This window comes from Paludibaculum fermentans (genome assembly GCF_051172195.1).
In the GTDB taxonomy this organism is placed as follows: Bacteria; Acidobacteriota; Terriglobia; order Bryobacterales; family Bryobacteraceae; genus Paludibaculum; species Paludibaculum fermentans_A.
In genome coordinates this window covers 3,253,787-3,278,238 of record NZ_JBPJAQ010000001.1, presented here as the reverse complement: position 1 = coordinate 3,278,238, position 24,452 = coordinate 3,253,787, and the positions used below count along the sequence as shown (strand labels likewise).

Here is a 24,452-nt window from a genome sequence, read left to right as displayed (position 1 = left end):
AAAAGGCCCCACCCCGAAGGGTGAGGCCTTTTGTATCGTACACTCGCCGGTCGTTCTTCGTGATCCTCTGGGATCAGAATTGGAACCGGAGCGAGAACTGCATATGGCGTTCGGAGCCGGCGTTGGTGGCCGTCACCTGGCCGAACGTGGAGTTCTGCAAAGCATTGTCAGGCACGCTGAACTGCGGCGTGTTGGCAACGTTGGTACCTTCCGCGCGGAACTGCATTCTCAGCCGCTCTGTGAACCGGAAGTCCTTGAACAGTGAGAAGTCCAGCACACGCGTGGCCGGGCCGGTGTTGCTCTGCAGGCCCAGGTTGCCGCCGGTGAGGGGAGCAGCCTTGGCGACCGCGGAAGTGTCGAACCACTTGCTGGGATTGCGTCCGCCGGACGGGGCAGCCTGGGGATCCTTGCCTGCCACGAGGTCGGGCATGCAGCGATTCCATTGGCCTTGGCAGCCGTTGTAGTTGAGTGTGAAGGGCTGGCCGGTGTGCAGGGTAAGAATCCCATTGACCTGCCAGTTGCCAACAACCGCATTCGCCACCTTGTTCATGTTGGAGCCGTAGGTCTTGCCCTTGCCGAACGGCAGCTCATAGCTGAAGTTCGACACGAAGTTGTGGCGCAGATCCCAGGCCGCGGTGGAGTAGCTGCTCGAGTAATTCCGGGGATCGAGGATCCCGAAGCCAGTCGAGCCGCTGAGAGTCGTGCCGGTGTTCGCCAGCGCATGGCCGTATGTATAGGCCGCCATCAGCACGAGGCCGTTGGAGTAGCGCTTGTCGAACTTCGCCGTCATACCGTGGTAGTCGCCGAAGCCGAACGAAGCCGTTCCGGAGATACCGCCGATGTACGGGGTGGGACGCAGGGAGTTGCAGCTGATCGCCGCGGTCGTACCCAGGTTGGGGCAGGCGTTCCAGTCGGGTTGGAACAACTGGTGCGACTGGTGGTTGCCCACATAGGCGAGTTCCAACGAGGTCTGCCAGGGCATTTCACGCTGGACCGCCGCACTCCACTTGTGAACGAGCGAGCTGCGGAAGTTCCTCGCAACGCCGCGGAATGATACCGGAGCGTCGAGCGAGAAGACGTTGATCGGGTAGCCGGCACTGAAACCATTCGCGAAGAACGGATTCACGTCGAAGATGCTGCTGGCGCCGGGGCGGGCAAGGTCAGTCGACTGATTGAAGGGGACGGATTCACCGCGGTTCGGGTTGCCGCCCTGGTTTTCTTCACCACCGTAGAAGATGCCGTAGCTGCCACGGAGGACGGTGTTGTCTTTCCAGTTGTAAGCGAAACCAATACGGGGTGCGAGGTTCGTCTTATCCCACGGGATCATGTATTTGTCCACTTCGCCGCGCGACACCTTCACGTTCGGGAACGCGGTGGCGAAGTTCGGCGGTAGCGGCGCATTCTGATCCTTGCCCTTCGGGATGTAAAGGGTCAGGTTGTCGTAGACGAAGTTCGACTGGCGAGCAAACTTCTCACCGATCGGCGAGAACAGCTCGTAGCGCAAGCCGATGTTGATAGTCAGCTTGGGGCTGATCTTCCAGTCATCCTGCGCGAAGAACGCCCAGGCGAGCTTTTCTGACGAGATGAAATTGTTCGTCGAGATGCGGCCGTTGTTGACGTTGCCCAGCAGGAACGACGCCATGTCGTCGCCGGTCGTCGTGTTCAGCGACCCAGCCACCGACGGGTACGCCGTTTCGTTCCGGTTGAAGTTCATTTCCCCGTGAGGATAAGGAACCTGGAAGAACGGGAACTTGATGGGGCGGAACTCGGCGCCGAACTTGTACGAGTGGTGGCCCTTCAGGATCGAAACGTTCTGGATGAAGTCCCAAACGTTCGAATATTCCTTCGAAGGCAACCAGTCGTTCGCGCCGATCTGGGTATAACCGCCAGTCGCGAACTGCATCTGCGGAAGGCCGCCGTTGAGGGCAGTCATCGGATTGTAGCCGCCGATGCCGAATTCCTTGTAGAGGTCCTTGTCCGGATTTGCACCCACGCGGGAGGTGACCAGCCGGCTGAAGCCGACGCGAGTCTCCGACACGATGGAGGGGCTCCACACACGCGTGTAACTGATTTGCGCGTTGCGGCTGAGGTCCTCTTCCGTCACGGCGCTGAACGGGGTGCCGTCCAGGGCGCCGGGTAGGAAGGGTTCGTTGTACTTGTTCAGGTTCGACCAGCTCAAGGAACCGAACAGGCTGTCCTTGTCGCTGAGGCGGTAATCGACACGGCCGTCACCCTGATCGGTGTTCTGGTTGCCGGCCGTCGACACGAAGTAATCGTTGCGCGGCGTGTTGCCGGCGATGATCGGCTGGTTGGTGGCCGGATAGAGAGCCATGATCTTCGCAGCCGCGGGATCGAAGCGGCTGGAGGGAATGATGTTCCCCGTGAACGGCGTGCGGATGAGCTGCCCGTTCACTGTCGAGTTCGACTTCGGATCGAAGATCTGGTTCGTCAGGATGTTGTTCCCATTGGCGTCGGTGCCCGCGGAACCGCCAAGAATGCTGGCAAAATTGCCAGACTTCATGGCAGCCGTGGGAATCGTGTAGAAACCACCGTAGCCGAGGCTCTGGATGCTGCCGCCCGAAGAGGTGATACGGGTGCCCTGGTAGTCGCCGAACATGAAGAGCTTGTTCTTGATGATCGGACCGCCAATCGCCGCGCCATACTGATTCTGCTTGAACGGACCACGCGCCTTACCTGCTTTGTTGTATTCCCACCGATTCGCGTTGATCTTGTCGTTCTGCAGAATCTCGAACAGCACGCCGTGCAGTTCGTTCGTGCCCTGCTTCAGGTTCACGTTCACCACGCCGCCGGCGCCACGGCCGTACTCAGCGTTGTAGCCATTCGTCAACACACGCATTTCGCCGATGGCTTCCACGGAGGGACCAACCACGAAGGCGGTCTGATTCAGGAAGTCGATGACGTTGACGTTGTTGTCGACACCGTTCAACAGGAAGTTGTTCTGCCCGTTCGAACGTACACCGTTGGCGGAGAAGCCGCCGCCGGTTGCATCGCGCGCACCGTTCTCCGCCTGCAAAACGCCAGGCGAAAGGCGGGCGAGATACGCAAACGTGCGCTGGCCGCCGAGCGGCAACTCACTGACAACCTTCTTGCCCAGATCAGCGCCCAAAGTCGTCGATTCAGTTTGCAGCAGCGGCGCCTGGGCCGTCACTTCCACCGACTCGGAGACGTTGCCGACTGGCAGGGAAAGCGGCACACCAACACGGTCACCACCCACCAGAATGATGTTCTGCTGGGCAACGCGGCGGAAACCCGTCGCTTCGCCTGTGACTGTGTAGTTACCGGGTTTCAGGGCGGGTCTGACAAACTCGCCCGAAGAATTAGTTGTCACATCGTAGACGAGCCCAGTGGCCTCTTCTTTGATTGTGACCTTGGCATTGGGAATCACCCCACCCTGGGGGTCTGTCACCGTACCAACGATTGTCCCTAAGTCGCGCTGTGCCATCAGGCAGAACGCGAAGAGCAACCCTACGATGAGCAGTCGCGTGACTCTCACATGGAGCATAGACTACCTCACTTCTTGACCCCTGTCGGGGCCAATTCTCGAACCCCTGTTGCTTTACACAACAACCAGACCACCGGAAGCTATCCCGCAAAGTCGAACAGTGCTCTTCGGCACAGTTGTCGGGTACGGAATGTAAACGCTTCCGCCGGTTTCGATTCTCAATCAGCTTAATGACAGTCCGATACCGAGTCAAGCGCTTTCATTAGTCTTTTTGCACTAGACCCGAGGGGGGAACTACGGCCGTTGAATCGCACCCATGGGGTTCCTTTGTCCTAGGTCAAATTTGTTAATTACAGTGGTTATCTAACGATAGCCAAGCTATACTGTTGTCCGATGTGGCGGCTTCTCTTAATCGCGTCTCTTTTACTTCAGCCTGATTCGAAACTAATTCAGACGCGCGTCCAGGAGGCAATGTCCGCCCTTCAAAGAAATGAACCAGCAGCGGCTGAACGAAGCCTTCAAGCCGTCATTCAACTCGAACCTTCCAGTGCCCCGGTCTGGTTCCTGATGGCGCAGGCCCAGGCTCGCCAGAACAACATGAAGGCAGCCCTCCTCTCCGCCGACAAGGCCGCTCGCTTCGCCGGCAAAGATCCCTCGCTGCTCTACAACCTCGCCCTCTTCAATCTGGAGGCTGGCCGCCTGGACGTCTCTCTTTCGATAGGCCAACAGGCGCTCGTCCTGGAAGACTCCTCCGATGTTCGGGATCTTCTGGGCCGCGCGTTTGAGGCCAAAAAGGATTGGAAGAACGCCATCCTTCAGTACACCCAGGCCCGCCGGCTCGCCCCCTATAGCGAGGAGGCGATCTTTCGGCTGGCGCAGGCCCAGATGCAGGTCCAGGACTTCCCTGCCGCCATCTCCACGCTGGAAGATGGCCGCAGAACCTTCGACAAAAGTCCCCAACTGGAACTCGCCCTGGGCGTCGCGTATTACGGCCAGCGGCGCTTCCCCGATGCGGTCGACCGGTTCCTTCGTGTGATGCAGTTAGCCCCGGATATTCCTCAACCCTATTACTTTGTGGGACGGGTTCTGGAACACGCCGCCAATCGGATTCCAGAGGTGTTGACCCGTGCTGAGCAATTCGAAAAAGCACATCCGCAAAGTCCTCTCGGCTATGTGCTGCACGCCCGCGCAATTCTCCTTCGGCCGTCGCCCGAAGACCCGGCCGCCGATGATGCCCTGGCCGAATCCCTTTTGAAAAAAGCGTTAATTATCAAGGAGGATCAGGCAGACACCCATCTTTTGTTAGGTATGGTTTTTGAGCGCCAGAAAAACATGGAAGGTGCGGCCGGAGAATTCAAACGGAGCGCAGCCCTTAATCCCATTGACCCTGTTCCGCACTTTCGATTGGCCCGCATCTATGACCGTCTTGGACGCAAGGAGGACGCCCTGCGCGAGCGCGCCCTCCACGAGAAGCTCAGCCAGGAAAGTGGAGCCGCCCAGACACCCGATATGAAAGGGCTTGCAAGATGAGCCGCCCCTGCTATCATCAACTTGGATTGTTCGCACCGGCTCCAGGCCGGCACGGGCTCCGAGGGTTTGAACCGCGATGTCCACGCTCCTCCTCTATCTCCTGCTTGGCCAGCCGGACCAGGCCGCTCGCGAAGAGCGCATCCGTCAACTGACAGCCCAGATCGCCGAATCCGGCCGCATTCTCCTCGACGCCCAGCCCGCAGCCCGTCTGGCCGATCCACGCAAGACCATCGCTCCCGGCGCTCCCCCCATGATTCGCTTCCGCTATTTCGCCGGGGCCGACCGCCACCGTTTCGGCAAACTCGACCTCATGCTCGACGATGCCGGCCACTAGGAATTCGAGGCGCTGCTTGATTCGAGCCACACTGCCCTTCATCTTCGTCACCCTCGCCTGCGCCCAGAGCGATCCGCTCATCAGCGGGCTCGAGGCTTTCCATAAGGGCGACATGCCTGCCGCCGAACGCTTTCTTCGCTCCGCCGCCAAAGGGAACGACCCACGCGCCTCTGCCTTTCTCGCCCTCACCCTGGCCGCCACCGGCCGTTGCGAGGAAGCGGTCCCCGCTCTGCAACTGGCGTATAAGGGATCAAACCCCGAGATAGCCCGCCTGGCTGGCCTCGCCTTCGTCCAATGCCGGTTGGCCGCCGCTTCCATCGAAGACGCCGCCGCCGTGATCAATGGCCTCCAGGCGAAATACCCCGCCGACGCCGACGTCCTCTATCAGTCGGCCCGCCTCTACATGCGCGCCTGGAACGACACGATCTACCAGCTCTACCAGAAGGCGCCGTCCTCGTTCCGGGTGAATCAACTCTCCGGCGAGGTGCTCGAAACCCAGGGCCAGTTCAACGAAGCAGCCGCCGAATACCGCAAGGCCATCGCCAAGAATCCCAAGGCTCTGAATCTCCACTTCCGCCTCGGACGCGCACTGTTGATGAGCACCCATTCCCCGGAAGTGCTCGAGGCCGCCCTCCAGGAGTTTCAGGCCGAACTGGCGCTGAATCCTTCCGACTCAGTCGTCCTCTACCAGGTCGCGCAGATCTTCCAGAATCGCCAACAGATCCCGGCCGCCATCGAGAAACTCCAGCAGGCATTGAGTCTCAACAAGGACTTCCCTGAAGCCTTGATCGCGCTCGGCAAAATTCGTACCGAGGAGAAGAAGAACGATGAGGCCATCTCTCTGCTGCAGCGAGCCGTCAAGTTGTCGCCGCGCAGCGAATCCGCCCACTACAGCCTGATGATGGCCTACCGTAACGCCGGGAAGATGGCCGATGCCCGCCGCGAAAAAGCCGAACTCGATCAACTCCAGAAGGCGCCCGAGGGGGAATTCACGGAATTCCTCAAGAAGCTGGGAGAGAAACCGCCCGGCCAATGAGAGCGCTCTTCCTGCTATTCGCCGCGGCCCTCGCGCCCGCTCCCCCGGCCGATTTACCCCTGCCCGATTTCCGCGATGTCGCCGAAGCGGCCGGGTTGACGCACATCTTCCCCAACGGCGGCATGCAGACCAAGGAATTCATCATCGAGACCACCGGCAGCGGCGTCGCTTTTCTCGACTACGACAACGATGGCTTGCCGGACGCCTTCGTCATCAGCGGCGATGGCGCCCTCAGCCGACTCTATCACAATGAGGGCGCCGGCCGATTCACCGACGCGACCGAAAAGATGGGTCTCACCCGCAAGGGCTGGGGCCAGGGTGCCTGCGCCGGCGATTACGACAATGACGGGTACATTGACCTTTTCGTCACGTACTGGGGACAGAACTCGCTCTACCATAACGAAGGCGGAAAACAGTTCCGGGACGTGACCAAAGCCGCCGGACTCCAACAGGACCGTGTCCGCTACAACACCGGCTGCGCCTTCTTCGACTACGATCGCGACGGACGCCTCGATCTCCTCGTCGCCAACTACCTCAAATTCAGCTTCGAGGAGACGCCCAAGCCGGGCGCCAATCCTTACTGCTGGTATCTGGGCCTTCCAGTCAACTGCGGTCCCCGCGGTCTGCCCTTCGATCGCAATCTCCTTTACCATGCCAACGCAGACGGAACCTTCACCGATGTTTCGGTCAAAAGCGGGATAGCCCAACCCGGCCAACACTATGCCCTCTCGGTGGTTACCGCGGATTTCGATGGTGACGGCTGGCCCGACGTCTTCGTCGCCTGCGACCAGACGCCTTCCCTGCTCTTCATGAACCAGCACGACGGGACCTTTGCGGAAGAGGCCGTCCTGCGCGGCGCCGCCTTCGATGACAATGGCAAGGCAATGTCCGGCATGGGCGCCGTGCCCGCCGACTACGACCATTCCGGCTGGTTGAGTATCTTCCGGTCCAATTTCTCCGACGAACGCGAAACCCTCTACCGCAATCGCGGTCAGGGCGAATTCGAGGACATCACCATCTCCTCCGGCCTTGCCCACAACACCCGCTTCGTCGGCTGGGGTCCCGCCTTCCTCGACTTCGACAACGACGGCTGGAAGGATCTCTTCCTCGTCAACGGCCACGTTTTCCCCGAGATCGACCGCAAGCAGACCGACATCCGGTTCCGCGAACGCCGCATCCTCTACCGCAACCGCCGCGACGGCAAGTTCGACGACATCTCGGAGCGCGGGGGCAGCGGCATCACTGACCTCCATTCCTCGCGCGGTGTCGCCGTCGCCGATATCGATAACGATGGGGTTCCTGAGCTTCTCATCAACAATCAGGGCGAACGCCCATCCCTGCTGAAGCTGGCCGCCAAACCGGCCGGCAACTGGCTTTCCGTCCAGCTAACAGGCGTCAAATCAAACCGCAGCGCCATCGGAGCCCGCGTCCGCCTCACCGCCGGCGGAATCACCCAGGTCGACGAGGTGCGCAGCGGAGGCGGCTATATTTCGCAAAGCGACCTGCGCCTCCACTTCGGCCTCGGCGCCGCCGCCCGGGCGGAGCTCGAAATCCGCTGGCCCTCCGGCAAAGTCCAGCAAGCCGTGGTGGAACAAGTGAACCGCTCCGTCTCCATCGTGGAGGCTCCCTAGTGGCCAGGTTGTCAGACCCTCGCCGGGCCGGTAAGCTGGGGATCAAAGGGGCCGCAGTCGCAGCCGGCAGCCCGCCGGCATCGGGTCGCCACTAAATCGGCATCATACAATGACTCAGAACGAAATCATCCAGGCGCTCTCCAGCGCCACTTCCATCGCCAAGTCGAAGATCACCAATCCGGCTGTTCTCAACGAGGCCTACGACTATTCGAAACCCAGCTCCTTTTCGCGCGGCCTGCGGCTTGAGTTCGGGAACGTTGTGGTTCTGTTGATCTCCGGCACCGCCAGCATCGACGAGAACGGCCAAACCGTCCACGTCGGGGACTTCCGCGCCCAACTGGCCCGCACCTATCACAACATCACGGGACTACTGGCCGCCGAAGGAGCCACCTGGAAGGACATCGTCAAGACCACCTGCTACCTGCGCGACATCGAACGCGATTACGCAGCCTTCAACGAAGAACGCACCCGCTTCTTTCAGCAGCAGGGTCTGGATCCGCTACCCGCCTCAGTCGGCATCCAGGCCATCCTCTGCCGCTCCGATCTCCTCATCGAGATCGAAGCCATGGCCGTCTTCCTGAGATCCGCCTGATCGTCCGCCGCCGGCTACCACCCCTGCCAGGGGAAGCTATATGATTCCTGCAAGGATTCATTCGGACAAATGCGCCTCTTTAGCTTCCTCTCTGTCCTGCTGGTAGTTGGCACCGCCGCCGCCCAGACCATCACGTCGCCCGCCGGCCAGCTCGCCGTCACCTTCCAGACCGTTACCCGGCCCGCGGCCACGCCCGGCCAGCCCCCGGCGGAACTCCAGCCTTCCCCACAAGGGCAGCTCGTCTATCGGGTGACCTTCCAGGGGAAAGAACTGGTGGAGCCATCTGCACTGCGGCTGGAACTGAAGGATCAGCCGCCCCTCGGCGCCGCTGTCCGCATCGCCAACGCCTCCACTTCCACCATCGACGAGACCTACCGCCTGCCGCACGGGAAAACCAGTACCGCCCGCAACCAATGCCAGGTGCTCCGCCTCGAACTGGAGGAAACCGCCGCGCCCTCGCGTAAGTTCATCGTCGAAGCCCGCGCCTATAACGATGCCATCGCTTTCCGCTATCTGGTACCCGCTCAGCCTGCGCTCAGCGAATTCGTCCTCACCCGCGAAACCACTGAATTCCGTATCGCGAAGGATCCCATCACCTATGCCCTGGTCCTGCCCAACTACCGTTCCATGTACGAGAGCGAATTCCTGAAGCTGCCGGCCAGCGCCTTCTCCAACCAGGGCGGTGTCAAGAGTTCCTCGCTCATCGGCCTGCCGTTGCTCATGGAAGTCCCCGGGGTCGCCTGGGCCGCCATCACTGAAGCCGATATGCGCGGCAATGCCGCCATGTACCTCGAGAACCCTTCAGGCAGCTGGGCCGGCCACTACTTCGAATCGCGCCTCGCTCCGCAGGTGGAAGACCCCACCGTCGCCGTGCGCGCCACCCTGCCGCACAACTCGCCCTGGCGCATCATCATGGCCGGCGCCGAACCGGGCCGGCTGGTCGAATCCACCGTCATCACGAATCTGAATCCGCCGCCCGCCATCACGGATATCTCCTGGATCCATCCAGGCAAGGCTTCCTGGGATTGGTGGAACGGCAGCCAGGGTCGCGATGGCAAGTCCGCCTTCACCACCGAGACAATGAAGTACTACGTCGACTTCTCCGCCCAGTCCGGCTTCCCCTACATGCTCGTCGATGCCGGCTGGAGCAGCCTCGACAACATCACCAAGATCAACGGCCGCGTCGACGTCCCGGAACTCGTCAAATACGCCGCGCCGAAGAACGTCAAGATCTGGATCTGGCTGCACTATCGGGGCGTCGTCAAGCAGATGGAAGAGGCCTTCTCCATCTATGAGAAGTGGGGCGTCGCCGGCATGAAGATCGACTTCATCGAACGCGATGACCAGGCCGGCATCGACTTCTATTACAAAGTCGCGGAATGCGCCGCCCGCCACCACCTGATGGTCGACTTCCACGGCTCCACCAAACCCACCGGTATGGAGCGCACCTGGCCGAACGTCATGGGTTATGAGGCCGTACTCGGCATGGAACAGTCCAAAGCCGGCGCCCGTGACAACCCCGACAACCACGTCACACTCCCGTTCACACGCATGCTCACTGGCCTGATGGACTACACCCCCGGCGGCTTCGAGAACGCCACCAAGGCCGGCTTCGTCCCGCGCGGCCGTGCGCCCATGGTGATGGGCACCCGCGCCCACCATCTCGCCATGTACGCCATCTTCGACGCGCCCGTCCAGATGGTGGCCGACAGCCCCGCCACCTACCTCGGCCAGCCGTCTTTCGAGTTCATCAAAAGCGTCCCCGCCGCCTGGGACGAAAGCAAGGTTCTGGCCGGACTGCCCGGAGAGTTCATCGTCATGGCCCGCCGCCACGGCAATGAGTGGTTCCTCGGCGCCATGACCAATTGGACACAACGCGAGATCGAGATCCCCCTGTCGTTCCTGCCGGCAGGCTCGTTCAACGCCGTAACCTATGCCGATGCTCCGGATGCCGCAACCTCTCCCAAAAACGTGTCGATCGGCAACCAATCTGTCGACCGCGCCAGGACCTTGAAACTCCTCCTGGCGCCCGGCGGCGGTTATGCCGCCCGGTTGGCTCCTGCCAAGCCCTGACATTGTGTGCCGGCGCCTGCCGAAAAACGGAAGGGCGGCTGGGTTGCCCCAACCGCCCTTCACTCGCAGGATCCGGTAAGCCTCCTCAAGCCCGCCGGAAGATCGGACTAGTCGCCGAAATAGCCTTGCGCCAGTTCGGGTTTCATTTCCAGAGCCTGGCGCCAGCAGGAGCGCGCTTCTTCGGCCCTGCCCTGCAGCTTGAGTGCATGGCCCAGGTTCAGCAGCGCCTCGGGGAAGTTCGGGCGCAGGCCCAGCGCTTCCCGGTACAGCGATACCGCATCGTCCACCTGGCCCTGCTTCTGCAGCAGCAGACCCGTGTTGTAGAACAGCTCAGGTGTACGCTCGCCCAGGTCGATCAGTTTGCCCTGCAGGTCCAGCGCCTTCGGATGGTCCTGGCGCTCAATGGCCAGGGCAGCCAGGCCGCGCATCGCTTCGACGCTATCCGCCTTCACCGCCAGCGCCGCTTCAAAGCTGCGGATCGACTTCTCGTTCTCGCCGATCTGCTTGTAGCCGAGGCCCAGGTTGATCAGCGCTTCCAGCCAGTCTTTCCGCTTCGAAATGCAGCGCTCAAACGCCTGGATGGCGTTCATCGCGTCGCCCCGCGTCAATTGCAGGTAGCCCAGGCGGAACCAGGCATCATCCCATTCCGGATTCTTGTGCAGCAGCCGGCCGTACATCTCTTCCGCATCCGCGGTCTGGCCCTGCTCCTCGAGCAAACCCGCCAGGTTCGACAGAACTTCCGGCGTGTCCGACTTCAGCCGCAGCGCAGCCTCATAAGATTCGCGGGCGCCCTTCGGGTTGCCCAGGTTCTGCCGCACCACACCCAGGTTGGCCCAGGTCTGCGGATGCTCCGGCTTCAGCCGCGCCGCCTCCACATACGCCTTCTCCGCCTGGTCGTGCTTGCTCAGCTTCTGATAAGCCACGCCCAGGTTGTACCAGCGCTCAAAGTGCTCCGGCGTCAGCTCCACCAGCTTGGCGCAGTACTTCGAAGCCGCTTCGTAGTCTTCCGCCGCGAATGCGCACCAGGCCAGGCCTTCCAGCGCCGCCTGTGAGAACGGACGCAACGTCAGCAGCTTCTCGCTCATGTCGCGGACCAGGGAGGTGTCGCCCTTGCGCATGCCAATGTGCACGATGTTCGCCATCGGCTCTTCGGCATTGGCGTTCGCCTCAATGATCTGCCGGTACAGCTCCAGCGATTCGTCGTAACGGCCCAACAGTTCCAGCGCCACAGCCTTGCCAAACAGCGGCGTCTCTTCGTTGGGCGTTTTGCCCAGGCACGCATCGAAGCACTCCAGTGCCTTCTCCGCGCTGCGCGTGTGCAGCAGGCAAATGCCCAGGCCCAGCTTCGCGTCCATGCGCTTGGGGTCGCTCGAAAGGGCGCGCTGGAAATTGCTCGCCGCCTCGTTCCACCGGCCCAGCTTCTCCTGGCACACGGCAAGATTGAAGTACGCGGACGTCGAGTTCGGATCCAGCCCGATCAGTGACTCGTAGCTCTTCACAGCCTCGTCGTACAGCTCCAGCTCAAACTGGATGTGGCCCTTGGCGGAATATACCTCGCGCGGCGGATCACCGGATTCCACGGCCCGGTCCAGCTCTCGCAGTGCTTCCTTGCCTTTGCCTTCCAGGTGCAGCGCCACGGCCCTCGCCAACGCGGTTCCGCCGTCGATGGTCGCCTGAATATCTTTAGTTTTGTTCGAGTCCCGCATAGAATCCGCCTTTTCGCGCTTTCCGCTCATTCCGTCTTCCTCCCCTCGGCCTGCACGTTGTATGGCGCCAGGAACGCACACAGACGCCCCAGAACGTCGTACTGATGAGTCACTTCCACCCATCGGAGATAGCTCTTGTCGCCTTTGGGACTGAAGAAGCCTATGCCCCCGCCCTCCAGGCGCGAATCGCTGAAGTTATCCACCACCTGGCTCTGGATGTAGGTCGTGAACGAATCTCCTCTGACCTCCATCTTCACCAGGTACAACGTGTCACTATGAACCGGAAATGGAAGAGGCAACGTTTTCAGTCCCACTTCCTTCCCATTAATCACTGCGTATCGCACCACGCTGGCTTGGGGAAGCGGTCCGGCCTTCGTGATGACAATCCGCATCGCGTAATAATTCTTGTTGTCGGTCGCCCGGAACACCCAGTTCAGGCTGCGCCGCTCGATCTGACCGAGGAACTGCATCGTGTAGTCCCTCATATTGACCGTCGGCGCGTACAACGCCAGCTGTCCCGGCTCCAGGAAGGAGGCTTCGCCATACTTCCAGGTCTTCGCCCAGCCGTCGGATCCATGCCACGACCCGAGGCCCCCACGGAAATCGTCATACAGCTTGATCGCCGCCCGGTCCAGAATCACCTTCTGGATCGAGTTCAATTCGCCGCCGATGACCGAGTGCGTTCTGCCGTCCGCGACAGGCCGCCCTGTTTCAGACTTCGGCGGAGAGGCCTTAAAGCTGTAGACTATCAACGCGAGAATCAGGGGCAGGCCCACCGCAACCCACTTCAAATCGGAAGGTGCGTGCGCCCAGAACCGGCGCCCAGGCAGCTTCCTCGTATCAAACCGCAGCAGCCCGGCAGAGCTCTTCGTCGTCCGGTCCCCGTTGGCCCGTCGCGGGCCCGACCCATCCGCCTGGTCGATCATCAGGCGCGACTTCGGCCGCATCGGCTCGGTCGACAGCGCCTCCGGCCACATGCCATGGTCGTCCGCCCGGCTAAAGCGTGGTTTCGTCGGTTGTCCGGTCTCGCCGCGCCCCGCAAAAATCCTGATCTGATCGCACTCAGGCGGTCCGGTCAGCTCAACGGCCGCCGGTTGCACGGCCTCCGCGGCTGCCAGTCCGGCAGGCTCGCCGGTTGCCTCAACAGGCGCCTTTTCCAGTTCAGCCGTCACCTCGGACATTGCAGCCAGGACACCCACGCTCTCCTGTTCGAGGGCCGGCACGGCGGGGTAGACAGCCGTCTCGCCCTCCAGGCTCACCCGCTCGGCCGGCATCGTCAGCGGACTGGCTTCTGCTTCATCCTCCGCCGCACCCGGCTCCGGCGGCAACGCCGTCATTGCGGCCAGCACCGCCTCTGGCTCGGGTTCCGGGGTCGACGCTTCCATGTGCGCCAACACCGCGGCTTCCTCCGCGACCGTCTCGGGCTCCACGGAACTCATCAGCGCCAGGGTTTCCACCGTCTGCGGCTCAGCCTCAGCAACCAGTGGCATCTCCTGCGCCGCGGCTTCCTGCGCCGCCAGGGGAGCGCTCTCCACCTCAGCGGCAACAACAGCAGGCGCCTCGGTCAGCTCGGACTCTGCAACAGAAACTGGGATCTCGGCAAGCATCGCTTCCGCGGCCGGCGTTTCCGCCAACTCACTCCCCATCATCCGCACCGCGAACTCCGGAGCGAATTCCTCGGCGTCCATGCCGGACAGCGCGGCCGGCGCTTCGTCATCAATCAGGGGCCGCACCACACGCACAAACACGGGTTCGCCAAACTCTTCCGCCGGCAGCGCAGTAGGCACGTCCTCGAACTCAGGCACGGTCACCACGGGCTCGGGTGGCTCAGTCCGGAACAAACTTATCGGAAGGCGCGGAGCACTCGCCGCGACCAGAGCCTCAACGCCGGGCGCTTCCACCGCGAACGGGCGGGCGGCATCCAGCGCACCCCGGACTTCAATCCCATGCAGCGTACAATCCTGGGCCAGGTCAGTCCCACCCTGCGGCACCAGCCCGCCCGGCTTGCCCGGGGCTCGCTCGCAGGACAACGCCTCCACCGCTAGCTGGCCGTAACCCGCCGCGGCAACCATGGCCTTCATCTTCATCCGGGCCGTTCGGTGGGAAGTCGCCATCGCCGCCTCGGGCAGCACACTGCACCCGAACGGCATAGCCGGTGCCAGCAGCGCAGCCTCTGCGGCCACTTCAGGCTCAACCACTGTGCTCGCAATGGACAAGGCGCGAGGGCTCGCAATCCCGGCCATCTCGGTTTCCGTACGGAGCTCTGCGGCCAGGCTGTACCTCGGACTGGCCGGCAGCCCTGGATCCTCTTCGATCCTCCAGCCCTCCACCGCCAGCTGTGCAGCGAGATCCGGCTGGGCCATCGCCAGGACGGAACCTCGCTCCAACTCCGGCAGCGATACCGGCAGCAGCGTCTCGGAAATGGGGAGAGGAGGACCATCCGGCTCCGCCGCCCGGTCCGCTGCAATCGCAGGCAATACCGCCCAGCGCTGCGGAGGATGGGCCGTATTCAGCTCCACTTCCGTCACCGTTCGCACCGGCACCGGTCCGACAATCGGACAGGCCAGCGGCATCAGGGTATCCGCCAACCCCATCGGTTCTGGCGCCAGGGCATCCTGTCGGTCGGGAGCCACCGTCCCGCAAAAAAGAACCGGTATACAGGCTGCCCCGGCAAAACTCACACTCTCCGCCGGCGTCTCCAGGATCGCGGCGCCGCCAGTCAGACTCTTCTCCACCGGCAACGGCTGCAGGCCGGATGCCGCCAGTTCCAACCCGGGCGCCATCGGCTTGGCGCCGTTGGGCAACCGTATGCCCAGCCGGAACAATGGGTTGAGCACAACCTGCCGGGAAGTGCGTGCCAGCGGAGAAAGCTCCAGGCCCAGGGCCATGCCCTCCGGCGCGTCGAATCCCTGCTGCTGCAACGCCAGGATACAGCCGGGGTTTGAGCTGCTCACCTTTGGGTCGAATGGAGTGGCACGCGGTACAAAAAGTATCTTGCGGCCTGTGGGCTTGAACCACTCGGCAATCGGGCGCGCCTCCGGTACCGCATGCTCCACCTCGGCCACAACAGCCTTGGTGCGCATTGCGGGCATCGGAGCCGGTTTTGGCATCGCGGGCCGCTCTATCCTGTTCTGCGATTCAATCAGACGGGCCAGCGCCAGATCGCTCTGTTGCTGTTGGAAGACCTGCCGGTGTTCAGCCGTGCAGAACTCGCCGTCCGAGAATTTTCGCAGCAAGGATAATCGCTTGCCGCAGTGCAGACAACGCATGCGTCGATCCGTACCCTTCCATCACAATAATCGGCACGCTTTAAAGTGAAGACTATGCGCGATAGCGCTTAGTTTTGGGGTAGGTAGACTAAGGTGCGAGGCAAGTACTAGGTACGATCACCTAGATGATCCGCCTCAGGCCGGATACCGGCGGATCTCCACATCATCCCGCTTCATCCGGTCTTCGTTCAGACGGACGCCCAGCCCCGTGCCCTGGGGCAACGGCAGCCAGCCTTCGACCGGCACCAGTTCCGCATCCATAAGGCCTTTATATTCATCCAGATAGTGACGCCGCACCGTCTCGCAAATGCGCAGATTCGGCACCGCTGCCGCATAGTGCGCGCTGGCCCAGTGCAGCACCGGCCCCCCGCAGTTATGTGGAGCCACCGGAAGGTATTGCGCCTCGGCCAGCACCGCGATCTTGCGGCCCTGCGTGAAGCCCCCGCACCACGCCAAGTCGGGCATTACCACCCGGGCTGCCCTTAGCTCCAATAGCTCCCGGAACTGCCAGATCGTCATCAGCCGCTCGCTCAGGCACAATGGCAGGCTCGTAGCTAAGGCCAATTCCCGGTAGGCCGCCATATTGTCCTGCGGCAGCATCTCCTCCAGCCACATGGGCTTGAGCGGTTCCAGCGCCTTCGCAATCTCGATCGCGCAAGGCAGATTCCAATAGCCGTGGAACTCCATCGCCACGTCCATGCTGTCCCCAAACTCCGCCCGGATCGCCTCCAGGCCGGCCAGCCCGCGCCGCATCTGCTCCGCCGTAATCCACTGGCCGCCCGTCTCCTTCGCAATCGGGTCAAAGGGCCAGATCTTCATCGCCCGGACACCCATCTCCCTCAACGACCTCGCCAGTTCCACAGGCTGCGTCAGAAAGTCGAAATGGTCATAGCAGGTGTTGTAGATCCTGATCCGGTCGCGGCACGGTCCGCCTAACATCCTATAGATAGGTTGCCCCGCCGCCTGGCCCGCCAGATCCCAAAGTGCAATGTCGATCGCACTCATCGCCCGCATCTCGGCGCCCGCCCAACCGCTATAGGCGACCTCCAGAAACAGGTCTCCCCAGATCTTCTCAATGGCAAGGGGGTCGCGGCCGATCAAAAGGGGAGCCAGGCGGTCAAGAATGACGGCCTGTTCACTGGGCGGATGGGGGTAGGTCTCTCCTAAACCAATCAATCCTTCATCGGTATGAATTCGAACCCACAACCAGCCGATGGGGCCTGCGTGCACGGTCAAACCGCGCCGCAGGCGCACCGTTTCGACTAGTGTAATCTTCATCCGTGAAGGATTCTGGGCGGACTCGCTACCAAAGCTGGCCTGGGGAGGGTTACAGGGGCTCTGGGAACTTCAAATTAGACTTGGAAAGCGCACGTCCTAGTACATCTGCCGCCTCGGGCTCTTTCATAGCCCTCGACGTCGCCAGTTCGGTCACCAGCATGATCCGCGCTCGGTCGAGCATCTTCTTCTCACGGAAAGAAAGCGGTTTCGCGGACTGAAGCCTTACCAGGCACTTCAGGACTTCCGCCACTTCGAGCAGACTACCGCTCTGCATCTTGGCGGAATTTTCCTTGAATCGATCTTTCCAGTCCTGGCAACTCTTGCTTTCGCCCGTTGCCAGATAGTTCAGGACCTTGGTGATCTCACCGTTCTTAGTCACTTTCCGCAGGCCAACCACGTCAACATGCGAGAACGGAACCATAACGGTAAGACTGTTATAGGAGAGACGGAGGAGATAAAACTTCTCGGATTGAATGCCGAAGGAACGAGAACTGATGTTCTCGATTGTGCCTACTCCATGGTTCGGGTAGACCACCTTCTCACCGACTTGAAAGGTCATGCACGGACCTCGCTGCCACTATCCTGAGGTTGTAGATAAATCTACATTACGGTAGAACCCAACTGTAAACTGACCGCATCCGAATGTCAATGGGAAAGAGTGGCAAAGCCCTCATTCGCTGGCATTTACACCAGTTAATCCATTCTGGCATTGCAGCTGCCGACGTTACATTTAAGACCACCAGGTCCTCTGTATACAAAGATACCACACCCCGCGAGTGTTACCTTCGCTGTGACTTTGTAAGGGGTTACGGAACTCAACCCCTTCACACTGCCAACTTCCTGACGAAGTCAAGATTGCGCTTCATGTCGTTAGCGATCACGTTCGATGGCGAACCTGTCTCTAAATTCGCAAACCCCACAAAGCCCAGGGCCATGATTCGTTTCATCACCTCGGGGAAGTTAATGCTCCCCTCGCCCAGGTAACCCTTGTCCTTCAGGTGGAACTGGCACACTCTCGAAGCCCCCAGCCACGGGATCTCCTTCAATACATCGAACCCGTTATTCGTCGAATTCCCTACGTCGTAGTAGACTTTCAGGTTCTTGCTCGCCACCCGCTCCAGAATCCTCACATTGTCCTCGGCCGAAATCGTATCTTCCAGTCCGAGTAGGATCCCCGCCTTCTCCGCCTCCTTGGCGTACTCCTTCAACGCGTCCCCTACATACTCCTGCTCCGCCCGCGTCTCCAACGCGCCCTTCCCGAAAAACGGCAGCAGCACCACCTTGGCGTTGAGCTTCTTCGTGATCGGGATCGAATCCCCCACCCACTTCTGCCCCAACTTGTCATTTTTCAAGTAGTTGACGTGCAAAATGTCCAGGCAGGTCCCGGCCAGGGCGATCTTCTGCTCCCGGGCCGCTGCCAGATACTTCGCAATCACCGAGTCATCGTCCAGGGGCAGCTTCCCATCCACCGGCTTCCGGCCCAGGCTCACCTCAACACCGTCAAAGCCGAGCTTCGCCGCCGTCGCCACCGCCTCCACCTGACCGGTCATCCGCAGATTCCAGTCCGTAACCCCAATCTTGAGCTTGCTTTGGGCCCCGCTCAGAACAGACGTCGAGACAGCGGCCGAGGAAATCAGGAACTGCCGGCGGTTCAGCATGGAATACACACCTTTCGATAGTGTTGAGCCAAACAGCAGCTTACCCCACCCGAATGCCCGGCGCAATCCCCGCCAACAGCCGGTTTTCCAGCCTGGGCACCGGCCGCCCATCCCCCTGGAAATCCAACTGGTGCCGCTCCACCGGCTGCACCCGCGTCGAGGCCGCCAGCTTCAGCTCACCCCACTCCGCATGCAGCAGCGATCCCTCTAGTTTCGAAACAGGCATCGAATCGGGGAAAGTCCCGTCGCCGTCCGCCAGTTCCAGCGCAAACGCCGCATAGGCCGCCGGCACCTCGCTCCACCGCACCCGCTTCGGAGCCGTGGCCGGCTTGAGATCCAAAGTCACCGTCACACTCTGTGTCGTCTTCGACACCTTCAACTCCGGCCGCAGCGCCCCCCATCGCGCATCCAGCACGCGAAACCGCAGTTGCAGGCTCTTCGACTTCACAAACACCGTGTTCTCAATCTGCTCCGTCGTGAACGCGTCCAACCCCTCGACGTCAAACTCCACGAACAGCCGCCCGCAGTCGAACGCCCCATCCTTAATAGGATCCAGCGAGATGTGTTTGTCGCCCCCCGGACTGCGGAAGTTGATCATGCCCAACACCCGCGGACCCCGCTGCGCGCTAAAGAACAGTGCCGACGAGAAATCGTACCCGTCCTTCACCACCCGCAGCTGCACCGTCCGCGCCGGCCTGGAATCATCACCAAAGAATCCAATCAGCGGCCGCCGCTGCACCCAGAAGTCCCCTCGATTCGCCGTCCCAATTGAGAAGTCCTTCGAGAAATAGGTCGTCCCGGCGGTCTCAGGCTTGGTCACGAACAGTTCCCGCTGCTCCCGCTCCGGCTCCGCCTTCAGGAACCGGTCCGCCAGATCCACCGGACACCGGTAATCGTGGATCCCCGTATCCCCGTCGTCCGTCCGGTTCTGCGGAGTCACCAGCTTCAGCCGCCCGCCCAGCGCCTTCTCCAGCCACGCCGGATACCCTATGTCGTTCCGGTAACACCGGCTCATCGGACCCGCGAACTGCTTCCGCGCCGCATCCCAATGCGCCGCCATATGCAGCCACAACCGCCGCTCCAGCAGCGCCGCCCGCCGCTTCGCCTCCGCATCCTTCACAAACATCCGGATCCGCGTCAGCGCCGTCAGACTCACCAGCGCATACGTCGGCGAGTTGTACTCCGCAAAACTCCCGGTCTCGTCAATCGCCTGGCACAGCCGCACCATGCGGTCTTTCGCATAGGCGCGCAGCTCTTCGTCGTTCAGAAGCTCCGCCGCCGCCTGCGTCACAAACGTGCCCTTCATCGCGATGTTCGTATACGACATCGACACGTTCCGCCGCTTCACGGAATGCGCCGCATGCCCGATCGACGCCCGCACCCGCGCCCGCAGCTCCGCCCCCAGCTTGCTCCCGTTCCGGAACTCGATCACCAGCAGCAGCGATCCGTTGAAGTCCGCCCAGTTCCAGTCCGCCGGAGCCATCTTGTCCGGAGGCTCCTCCATATACCAGCCCCAGATGCCATACCACTTCGACTCCGGATCCACCACCTGCAAATTCAGGACGCGATCCAGAATCTCCTTAGCCCGCTCCACCCGCTCCTTCGAACCCTCTTCGAGCAGGAACAACGCATACGCCAGCGAGTCCCTCGTCGGGTGCGCCCGGCACTCCCGCATCTTCGTGTGATAGCGATACTCCGGCCCCAGAATCACAGAGATCATCTTGTGTTCCGGATCGAACTTTTCATCGGCAATCTGTGCGGATTTGAGGATCAGCTCGCGGTCCCACTTCGCCGGCCAGCCGGTTTCAGGCTGGGCGCGGCCGCAGGCGGTGAGCAGCAAAGGAGTAGCAGCGAATTCCCGGCGGTTCATGGTGCCGTCACCAGTGTAAGTGTTTAGGAGTCCCGCCGGTCCAACCCGAGCTCCGCGCAAACGGAGCCGCCCGCAAACGGAGCCGCGACCGTCAGGGAGCGGGGGAATAACGAAAAGTCCCCAACCAATCCAAAAGGGAGTCTAACTCTGCAGCCGCCGCCCCTCTACCGATCCCGATCCGCCACCAAATCCGTAGCCGCGAACAACGCCGTCCGCGCCGGACACTCATCAAACGTCTGCAGCAGCGTACGAGCCTTAGCCGTAAACTCATGCGCGCGCACCCGGGCCCGTTCCACCCCGCGATGCTTATCGAGAATCCCTCGGATCTCCTCGAAGGCAACCTTCTCGTAGTTCCCTTCCTTCAGCACGGTCTCCACCTTCACCCGGTCCGCCGGACTCGCATCCTGCAAGGCATAAATCAGCGGCAAGGTCACTTTGCCTTCCCGCAAATCATTCCCCACCGGCTTGCCCAGTATCGACTCCCGCGACGTGAAGTCCAGAATGTCGTCCACCAGTTGGAACGCCATCCCCAGGTTCCACCCAAACTCGCCCAACACCGTCTGCTGCGACTCCGTGGCGCCCGCCGCAATGGCCCCCAGCCGCGTACACGCCGAAAACAGCGTGGCCGTCTTGCGGTCCATCAGCTCCATCGAATCCGCTTCCGTAATATCGATGCGGCCGATCCGCTCCAACTGCAGCAACTCGCCGTCCACCATCTGCTGCGTCAGCGTAATCAGCAGGTCCAGCACTTCAAAACTGCGCATGCGGAGGGCAATTTGGAATGCCTGCATGTACAGCCAGTCGCCGGCCAGGACCGAAGTATGGTTCCCCCACAGAACATTAGCCGAGGGTTTGCCGCGCCGCGTCTTCGCGTCATCAATGATGTCGTCGTGCACCAGCGTCGCGGTGTGGATCAACTCCACCACGGCCGCCAGGCGGATCGCTTCCGGTGACGGCTCGCGGAACAACCGGCACGACACCAGCAGCATGATCGGCCGAAGCCGTTTCCCGCCATTGCCTTGCAGATACTGCGCGATCTGCGAGACCGCTTCCACCGAGGCCACCGACTCCAGGCGAAACTCCTGCTCCACCTTCTCGAGATCTTTCGAGACGAGGCTTAGAATTTCACGAGTAGTGAGTGCGAGACCCAGCTTGCCGGTTGCCATCGACTGAACCAAGTTTATCCGTTGCGCCTGCCTGCCTGCAAACACAGACGCCGCCAATTCTCCGACGTTTGCTCCGCCAGGACCTCAAAGGGGACCCCGCGCAGCTCCGCAACCCGTTTCGCCGTCTCCACCACATACGCCGGCTCGTTGCGCTTTCCGCGATACGGAATAGGCGCAAGATAGGGCGCATCCGTCTCCACCAGGATCCGGTCCGCCGGCACCATCCGCGCCGCCTCATGAATATCGGTCGCCTTCGGGAACGTCACGATCCCCGAAAAACTCACGTGGAACCCCAGGTCCAACGCCTCCTGAGCCTCCGCCGGACCACCCGAAAAACAATGGAAGATCCCGCCCAGCTCGGGAGCCCAATGCTCGCGGATCAGCGCCACCGTATCCGCCCAGGCCTCTCGCGTATGAATGATGATCGGCTGCCCGGCCGCCCGCGCAATCTCCATCTGCCGCACAAACACCTGCTGCTGCACCGCCCGCGGCGAGAAATCGTAGTGGTAGTCCAACCCGATCTCCCCCACCGCCACACACTTCGCATGCCCGGTCAGCGCGATCAGTGCCGGCCACGTCTCCTCCGTCACCTTCGCGGCTTCGTGCGGGTGCACCCCCACCGTCGCGTAGATAAAGGGATATTCCTCCGCCAGACGGATGCCCGCCTCCAGATCCGGCGGACCCTCGCCCGTCCCAATCGCCACCATCAACTCGACCCCGGCCGCCCGGGCACGCTCAATCACGGCGGAGCGGTCCTCCGCGAACCGCTCCCCATCCAGATGGCAGTGGCTGTCGATCAGGCTCGCCATCACTTCAGCCGCGCGCCCACCGGCACGGACTCCAAAAATGCCGCCAGCACCGGCGACCCGTCTTCCAGCGAAGCCGCCACAATCATTCCATTCGACTCGATCCCACGCAGCTTCCGCGGAGCCAGGTTCGCCACAATCACCACCTTCCGCCCCACCAACTGCTCCGGCTCATACGCCTTCGCAATCCCCGCCACAATCGTCCGCGGCTTCTCTTCCGCCACATCCAGCGTCAAATGCAGCAGCTTGTCCGCACCCTTCACCTTCTCGGCCGTCAATACCTGCGCCACGCGCAGATCCACCTTCACGAAGTCGTCAATCGTGATCACCGGAGCCAGCGGCGGCACTCCCGCCGGCGGCGTCCAACCCCCAGCAGGCGCGGCTTCCGCGGCAGCCGCAGCAGCGGGTTCAGCCGCAACCGGAGCAGCAACCGGAGCAACAGGCGCAGCCGCCTCCGCCGCCGGAGCGTCCGTCTTCCCTAACAACATATTGATCCGATCAGCTTCCATATCGTCGATTTCCTGAATTCTGTCGATAGCCGTCTTGGCGTCAATCCGCGGGAAAATCCCCTCCGCCGGCTGGATCTTCTGCCCGGCCGGCAGATCGCCCCACGCCAGCGTGGTCGGATTCGTCGTCGCCAGCTCCGTCGTCATCCCCAACTGGCTCCACAGCTTCTGCGTCGCATCCGGCATCACCGGATGCACCAGCACACAGATGAACCGCAGCGCCTCCGCCACGTTATACAAGGTGGCCGCCAGCACCGCCCGGCTCTCCGCATCCTGCTTCTTCGCCAGCACCCACGGAGCCCGCTCCACAATGTGCTTATCCAACCGGCTGATCATCGACCACAGATTCTCCAGCGCCCGGTTGAACTCAAAGCGGTTGAACGACTCCAGATACTGATCGCGCGTCTGCTCAGCCAAAGTATTGAACTCGGCATCGCCGGCACTCGCCGGAATCTCGCTGTTGAAGTACTGCCGGATCATCGTCAGCGTCCGGCTCGCCAGGTTCCCTAACCCGTTCGCCAAATCCGCATTGATCCGCGTAATCAGCACGTCGTAGCTGAAGTTCCCGTCCTGCCCGAACGGAATCTCGCGCAGCAGGAAATACCGCAGCGGATCCGGCCCAATCACCTGCCGCAGCGGCTCCGGCCGCACCACATTCCCCCGTGACTTCGACATCTTGATCGAATCTTTGAGAATCCACCCATGCGCCAGGATCTTCTTCGGCAGCGGCAGGTCCGCCGCCATCAAAAACGCCGGCCAGTAGATCGCATGAAACCGCAGGATGTCCTTGCCAATCAGGTGTAGGTCCGCCGGCCACAGCCCCTCGTCCTTAACCGCCGACAGGTAGCTGATCAGCGCATCGAACCATACATAGAAAACGTGGTTCCCGTCCACCGGCACTGGAATGCCCCAGGCGATATTCGTCCGCGTGATCGACAGATCCCGCAGCCCACCCTTCACAAACGACACAATCTCGTTCTTCCGGTACTCCGGCTCCACCCAGTCGGGCTGCTCTTCATACAACGCCAGCAGCCGGTCCTGGAACGCCGACAGTTTGAAGAAGTAGTTCTCCTCCGTCACCGTCTCCGTCGGACGCCCGCAATCCGGACACGGATCGCCCGGCTGCGCATCGTTCACATACAGCTCGTCATTGACGCAATACTGCCCCGTGTACGTGCTCGGATAGATATACCCGTTCGCCCGGCACCGCTCAAACAGCCACTGCACCGTCTTCTGGTGCTGCGGATCCGACGTGCGGATGAACCGGTAAGGGATCTCGAACTTGTCCCACTGCGCCTTGAACTCGTTCGACAGCTCCGTCGAGAAGTCGAACGGCGACAGGCCCTTCTTCCGGGCCGCCCGCTCCACGTTCTGGCTGTGCTCGTCGCTGCCCGTCACCAGCAGCGTCTCCTTCCCGAGCATCCCCTGGTAACGGCGGATCGTGTCCGCCGCCATGGTCGCGTACGTCGTGCCCAGGTGGGGCGCCGAATTCACGTAATAGATGGGCGTAGTGAGATAGTATTTCCCGGACATG

16 protein-coding genes are annotated in these 24,452 nt (G+C 61.7%); 6 read left to right on the top strand and 10 right to left on the bottom strand.

Annotated elements, in window-relative coordinates:
* Window positions 1–73: 73 nt before the first annotated feature.
* Window positions 74–3,523 carry a carboxypeptidase regulatory-like domain-containing protein gene (locus tag ACR9Y2_RS13280; protein WP_435041801.1) on the bottom strand — a complete coding sequence of 1,150 codons (3,450 nt, stop codon included), beginning with the start codon at window positions 3,521–3,523 and terminating at the stop codon, window positions 74–76.
* A gap of 333 nt (window positions 3,524–3,856) precedes the next feature.
* On the opposite strand from ACR9Y2_RS13280, the gene ACR9Y2_RS13275 reads away from it, so the two are divergent.
* The 6 genes from ACR9Y2_RS13275 (at window position 3,857) to ACR9Y2_RS13250 (ending at window position 10,659) form a co-directional block, all read left to right on the top strand.
* Window positions 3,857–4,993, top strand: coding sequence for a tetratricopeptide repeat protein (locus ACR9Y2_RS13275; RefSeq protein ID WP_435041800.1), 1,137 nt, complete (start codon window positions 3,857–3,859; stop codon window positions 4,991–4,993).
* Window positions 4,994–5,069: 76 nt separating this feature from the next.
* The gene (locus tag ACR9Y2_RS13270; RefSeq protein ID WP_435041799.1) at window positions 5,070–5,327 is read left to right on the top strand and encodes a hypothetical protein; all 258 of its coding nucleotides are present in this window, start codon (window positions 5,070–5,072) and stop codon (window positions 5,325–5,327) included.
* A gap of 16 nt (window positions 5,328–5,343) precedes the next feature.
* On the top strand, window positions 5,344–6,363 hold the full coding sequence (locus ACR9Y2_RS13265) for a tetratricopeptide repeat protein (protein WP_435041798.1): 1,020 nt from the start codon (window positions 5,344–5,346) through the stop codon (window positions 6,361–6,363).
* Complete coding sequence (locus tag ACR9Y2_RS13260) at window positions 6,360–7,994, top strand: CRTAC1 family protein (RefSeq protein WP_435041797.1); 1,635 nt, start codon at window positions 6,360–6,362, stop codon at window positions 7,992–7,994. Before ACR9Y2_RS13265 ends, ACR9Y2_RS13260 begins: the two co-directional genes overlap by 4 nt.
* A gap of 109 nt (window positions 7,995–8,103) precedes the next feature.
* Window positions 8,104–8,586, top strand: coding sequence for a Rid family hydrolase (locus ACR9Y2_RS13255; RefSeq protein WP_435041796.1), 483 nt, complete (start codon window positions 8,104–8,106; stop codon window positions 8,584–8,586).
* A 69-nt stretch (window positions 8,587–8,655) separates the two neighbouring features.
* Window positions 8,656–10,659 (top strand): glycoside hydrolase family 97 protein, encoded by a 2,004-nt coding sequence (locus tag ACR9Y2_RS13250; protein WP_435041794.1) that lies wholly within the window; start codon window positions 8,656–8,658, stop codon window positions 10,657–10,659.
* Window positions 10,660–10,766: 107 nt separating this feature from the next.
* On the opposite strand, the gene ACR9Y2_RS13245 is transcribed toward ACR9Y2_RS13250, so the two are convergent.
* The 9 genes from ACR9Y2_RS13245 to metG form a co-directional block, all read right to left on the bottom strand.
* Window positions 10,767–12,395: a tetratricopeptide repeat protein gene (locus ACR9Y2_RS13245; protein ID WP_435041793.1), complete on the bottom strand. Its 1,629-nt coding sequence runs from the start codon at window positions 12,393–12,395 to the stop codon at window positions 10,767–10,769.
* Window positions 12,392–15,601, bottom strand: a complete 3,210-nt coding sequence (locus ACR9Y2_RS13240) for a hypothetical protein (protein WP_435041792.1) — start codon at window positions 15,599–15,601, stop codon at window positions 12,392–12,394. Before ACR9Y2_RS13240 ends, ACR9Y2_RS13245 begins: the two co-directional genes overlap by 4 nt.
* 168 nt (window positions 15,602–15,769) lie before the next feature.
* Window positions 15,770–16,912: a mandelate racemase/muconate lactonizing enzyme family protein gene (locus ACR9Y2_RS13235; RefSeq protein WP_435041790.1), complete on the bottom strand. Its 1,143-nt coding sequence runs from the start codon at window positions 16,910–16,912 to the stop codon at window positions 15,770–15,772.
* 49 nt (window positions 16,913–16,961) lie between these two features.
* Window positions 16,962–17,471, bottom strand: a complete 510-nt coding sequence (locus tag ACR9Y2_RS13230; RefSeq protein ID WP_194453349.1) for a CarD family transcriptional regulator — start codon at window positions 17,469–17,471, stop codon at window positions 16,962–16,964.
* Window positions 17,472–17,736: 265 nt separating this feature from the next.
* Window positions 17,737–18,570 (bottom strand): sugar phosphate isomerase/epimerase family protein, encoded by an 834-nt coding sequence (locus tag ACR9Y2_RS13225; RefSeq protein ID WP_435041789.1) that lies wholly within the window; start codon window positions 18,568–18,570, stop codon window positions 17,737–17,739.
* Between the two features lie 40 nt (window positions 18,571–18,610).
* Window positions 18,611–20,440, bottom strand: coding sequence for a hypothetical protein (locus ACR9Y2_RS13220; protein WP_435041788.1), 1,830 nt, complete (start codon window positions 20,438–20,440; stop codon window positions 18,611–18,613).
* Between the two features lie 164 nt (window positions 20,441–20,604).
* On the bottom strand, window positions 20,605–21,606 hold the full coding sequence (locus ACR9Y2_RS13215) for a polyprenyl synthetase family protein (RefSeq protein ID WP_435041787.1): 1,002 nt from the start codon (window positions 21,604–21,606) through the stop codon (window positions 20,605–20,607).
* A gap of 14 nt (window positions 21,607–21,620) precedes the next feature.
* Complete coding sequence (locus ACR9Y2_RS13210) at window positions 21,621–22,415, bottom strand: TatD family hydrolase (RefSeq protein WP_435041786.1); 795 nt, start codon at window positions 22,413–22,415, stop codon at window positions 21,621–21,623.
* Complete coding sequence (metG, locus tag ACR9Y2_RS13205; protein WP_435041784.1) at window positions 22,415–24,451, bottom strand: methionine--tRNA ligase; 2,037 nt, start codon at window positions 24,449–24,451, stop codon at window positions 22,415–22,417. The genes ACR9Y2_RS13210 and metG overlap by 1 nt, the downstream gene beginning before the upstream one ends.
* Window position 24,452 lies beyond the last annotated feature (1 nt).

Excerpts from the sequence above, each read along its gene's own strand:
- ACR9Y2_RS13280 (WP_435041801.1), bottom strand. The coding sequence starts at position 3,523 with ATGCTCCATGTGAGAGTCACGCGACTGCTCATCGTAGGGTTGCTCTTC.
- ACR9Y2_RS13210 (WP_435041786.1), bottom strand. The coding sequence starts at position 22,415 with ATGGCGAGCCTGATCGACAGCCACTGCCATCTGGATGGGGAGCGGTTC.
- ACR9Y2_RS13225 (WP_435041789.1), bottom strand. The coding sequence starts at position 18,570 with ATGCTGAACCGCCGGCAGTTCCTGATTTCCTCGGCCGCTGTCTCGACG.
- ACR9Y2_RS13235 (WP_435041790.1), bottom strand. The coding sequence starts at position 16,912 with ATGAAGATTACACTAGTCGAAACGGTGCGCCTGCGGCGCGGTTTGACC.
- ACR9Y2_RS13270 (WP_435041799.1), top strand. The coding sequence starts at position 5,070 with ATGTCCACGCTCCTCCTCTATCTCCTGCTTGGCCAGCCGGACCAGGCC.
- metG (WP_435041784.1), bottom strand. The coding sequence starts at position 24,451 with ATGTCCGGGAAATACTATCTCACTACGCCCATCTATTACGTGAATTCG.
- ACR9Y2_RS13220 (WP_435041788.1), bottom strand. The coding sequence starts at position 20,440 with ATGAACCGCCGGGAATTCGCTGCTACTCCTTTGCTGCTCACCGCCTGC.
- ACR9Y2_RS13260 (WP_435041797.1), top strand. The coding sequence starts at position 6,360 with ATGAGAGCGCTCTTCCTGCTATTCGCCGCGGCCCTCGCGCCCGCTCCC.
- ACR9Y2_RS13245 (WP_435041793.1), bottom strand. The coding sequence starts at position 12,395 with ATGAGCGGAAAGCGCGAAAAGGCGGATTCTATGCGGGACTCGAACAAA.
- ACR9Y2_RS13215 (WP_435041787.1), bottom strand. The coding sequence starts at position 21,606 with ATGGCAACCGGCAAGCTGGGTCTCGCACTCACTACTCGTGAAATTCTA.
- ACR9Y2_RS13255 (WP_435041796.1), top strand. The coding sequence starts at position 8,104 with ATGACTCAGAACGAAATCATCCAGGCGCTCTCCAGCGCCACTTCCATC.
- ACR9Y2_RS13250 (WP_435041794.1), top strand. The coding sequence starts at position 8,656 with ATGCGCCTCTTTAGCTTCCTCTCTGTCCTGCTGGTAGTTGGCACCGCC.
- ACR9Y2_RS13275 (WP_435041800.1), top strand. The coding sequence starts at position 3,857 with ATGTGGCGGCTTCTCTTAATCGCGTCTCTTTTACTTCAGCCTGATTCG.
- ACR9Y2_RS13230 (WP_194453349.1), bottom strand. The coding sequence starts at position 17,471 with ATGACCTTTCAAGTCGGTGAGAAGGTGGTCTACCCGAACCATGGAGTA.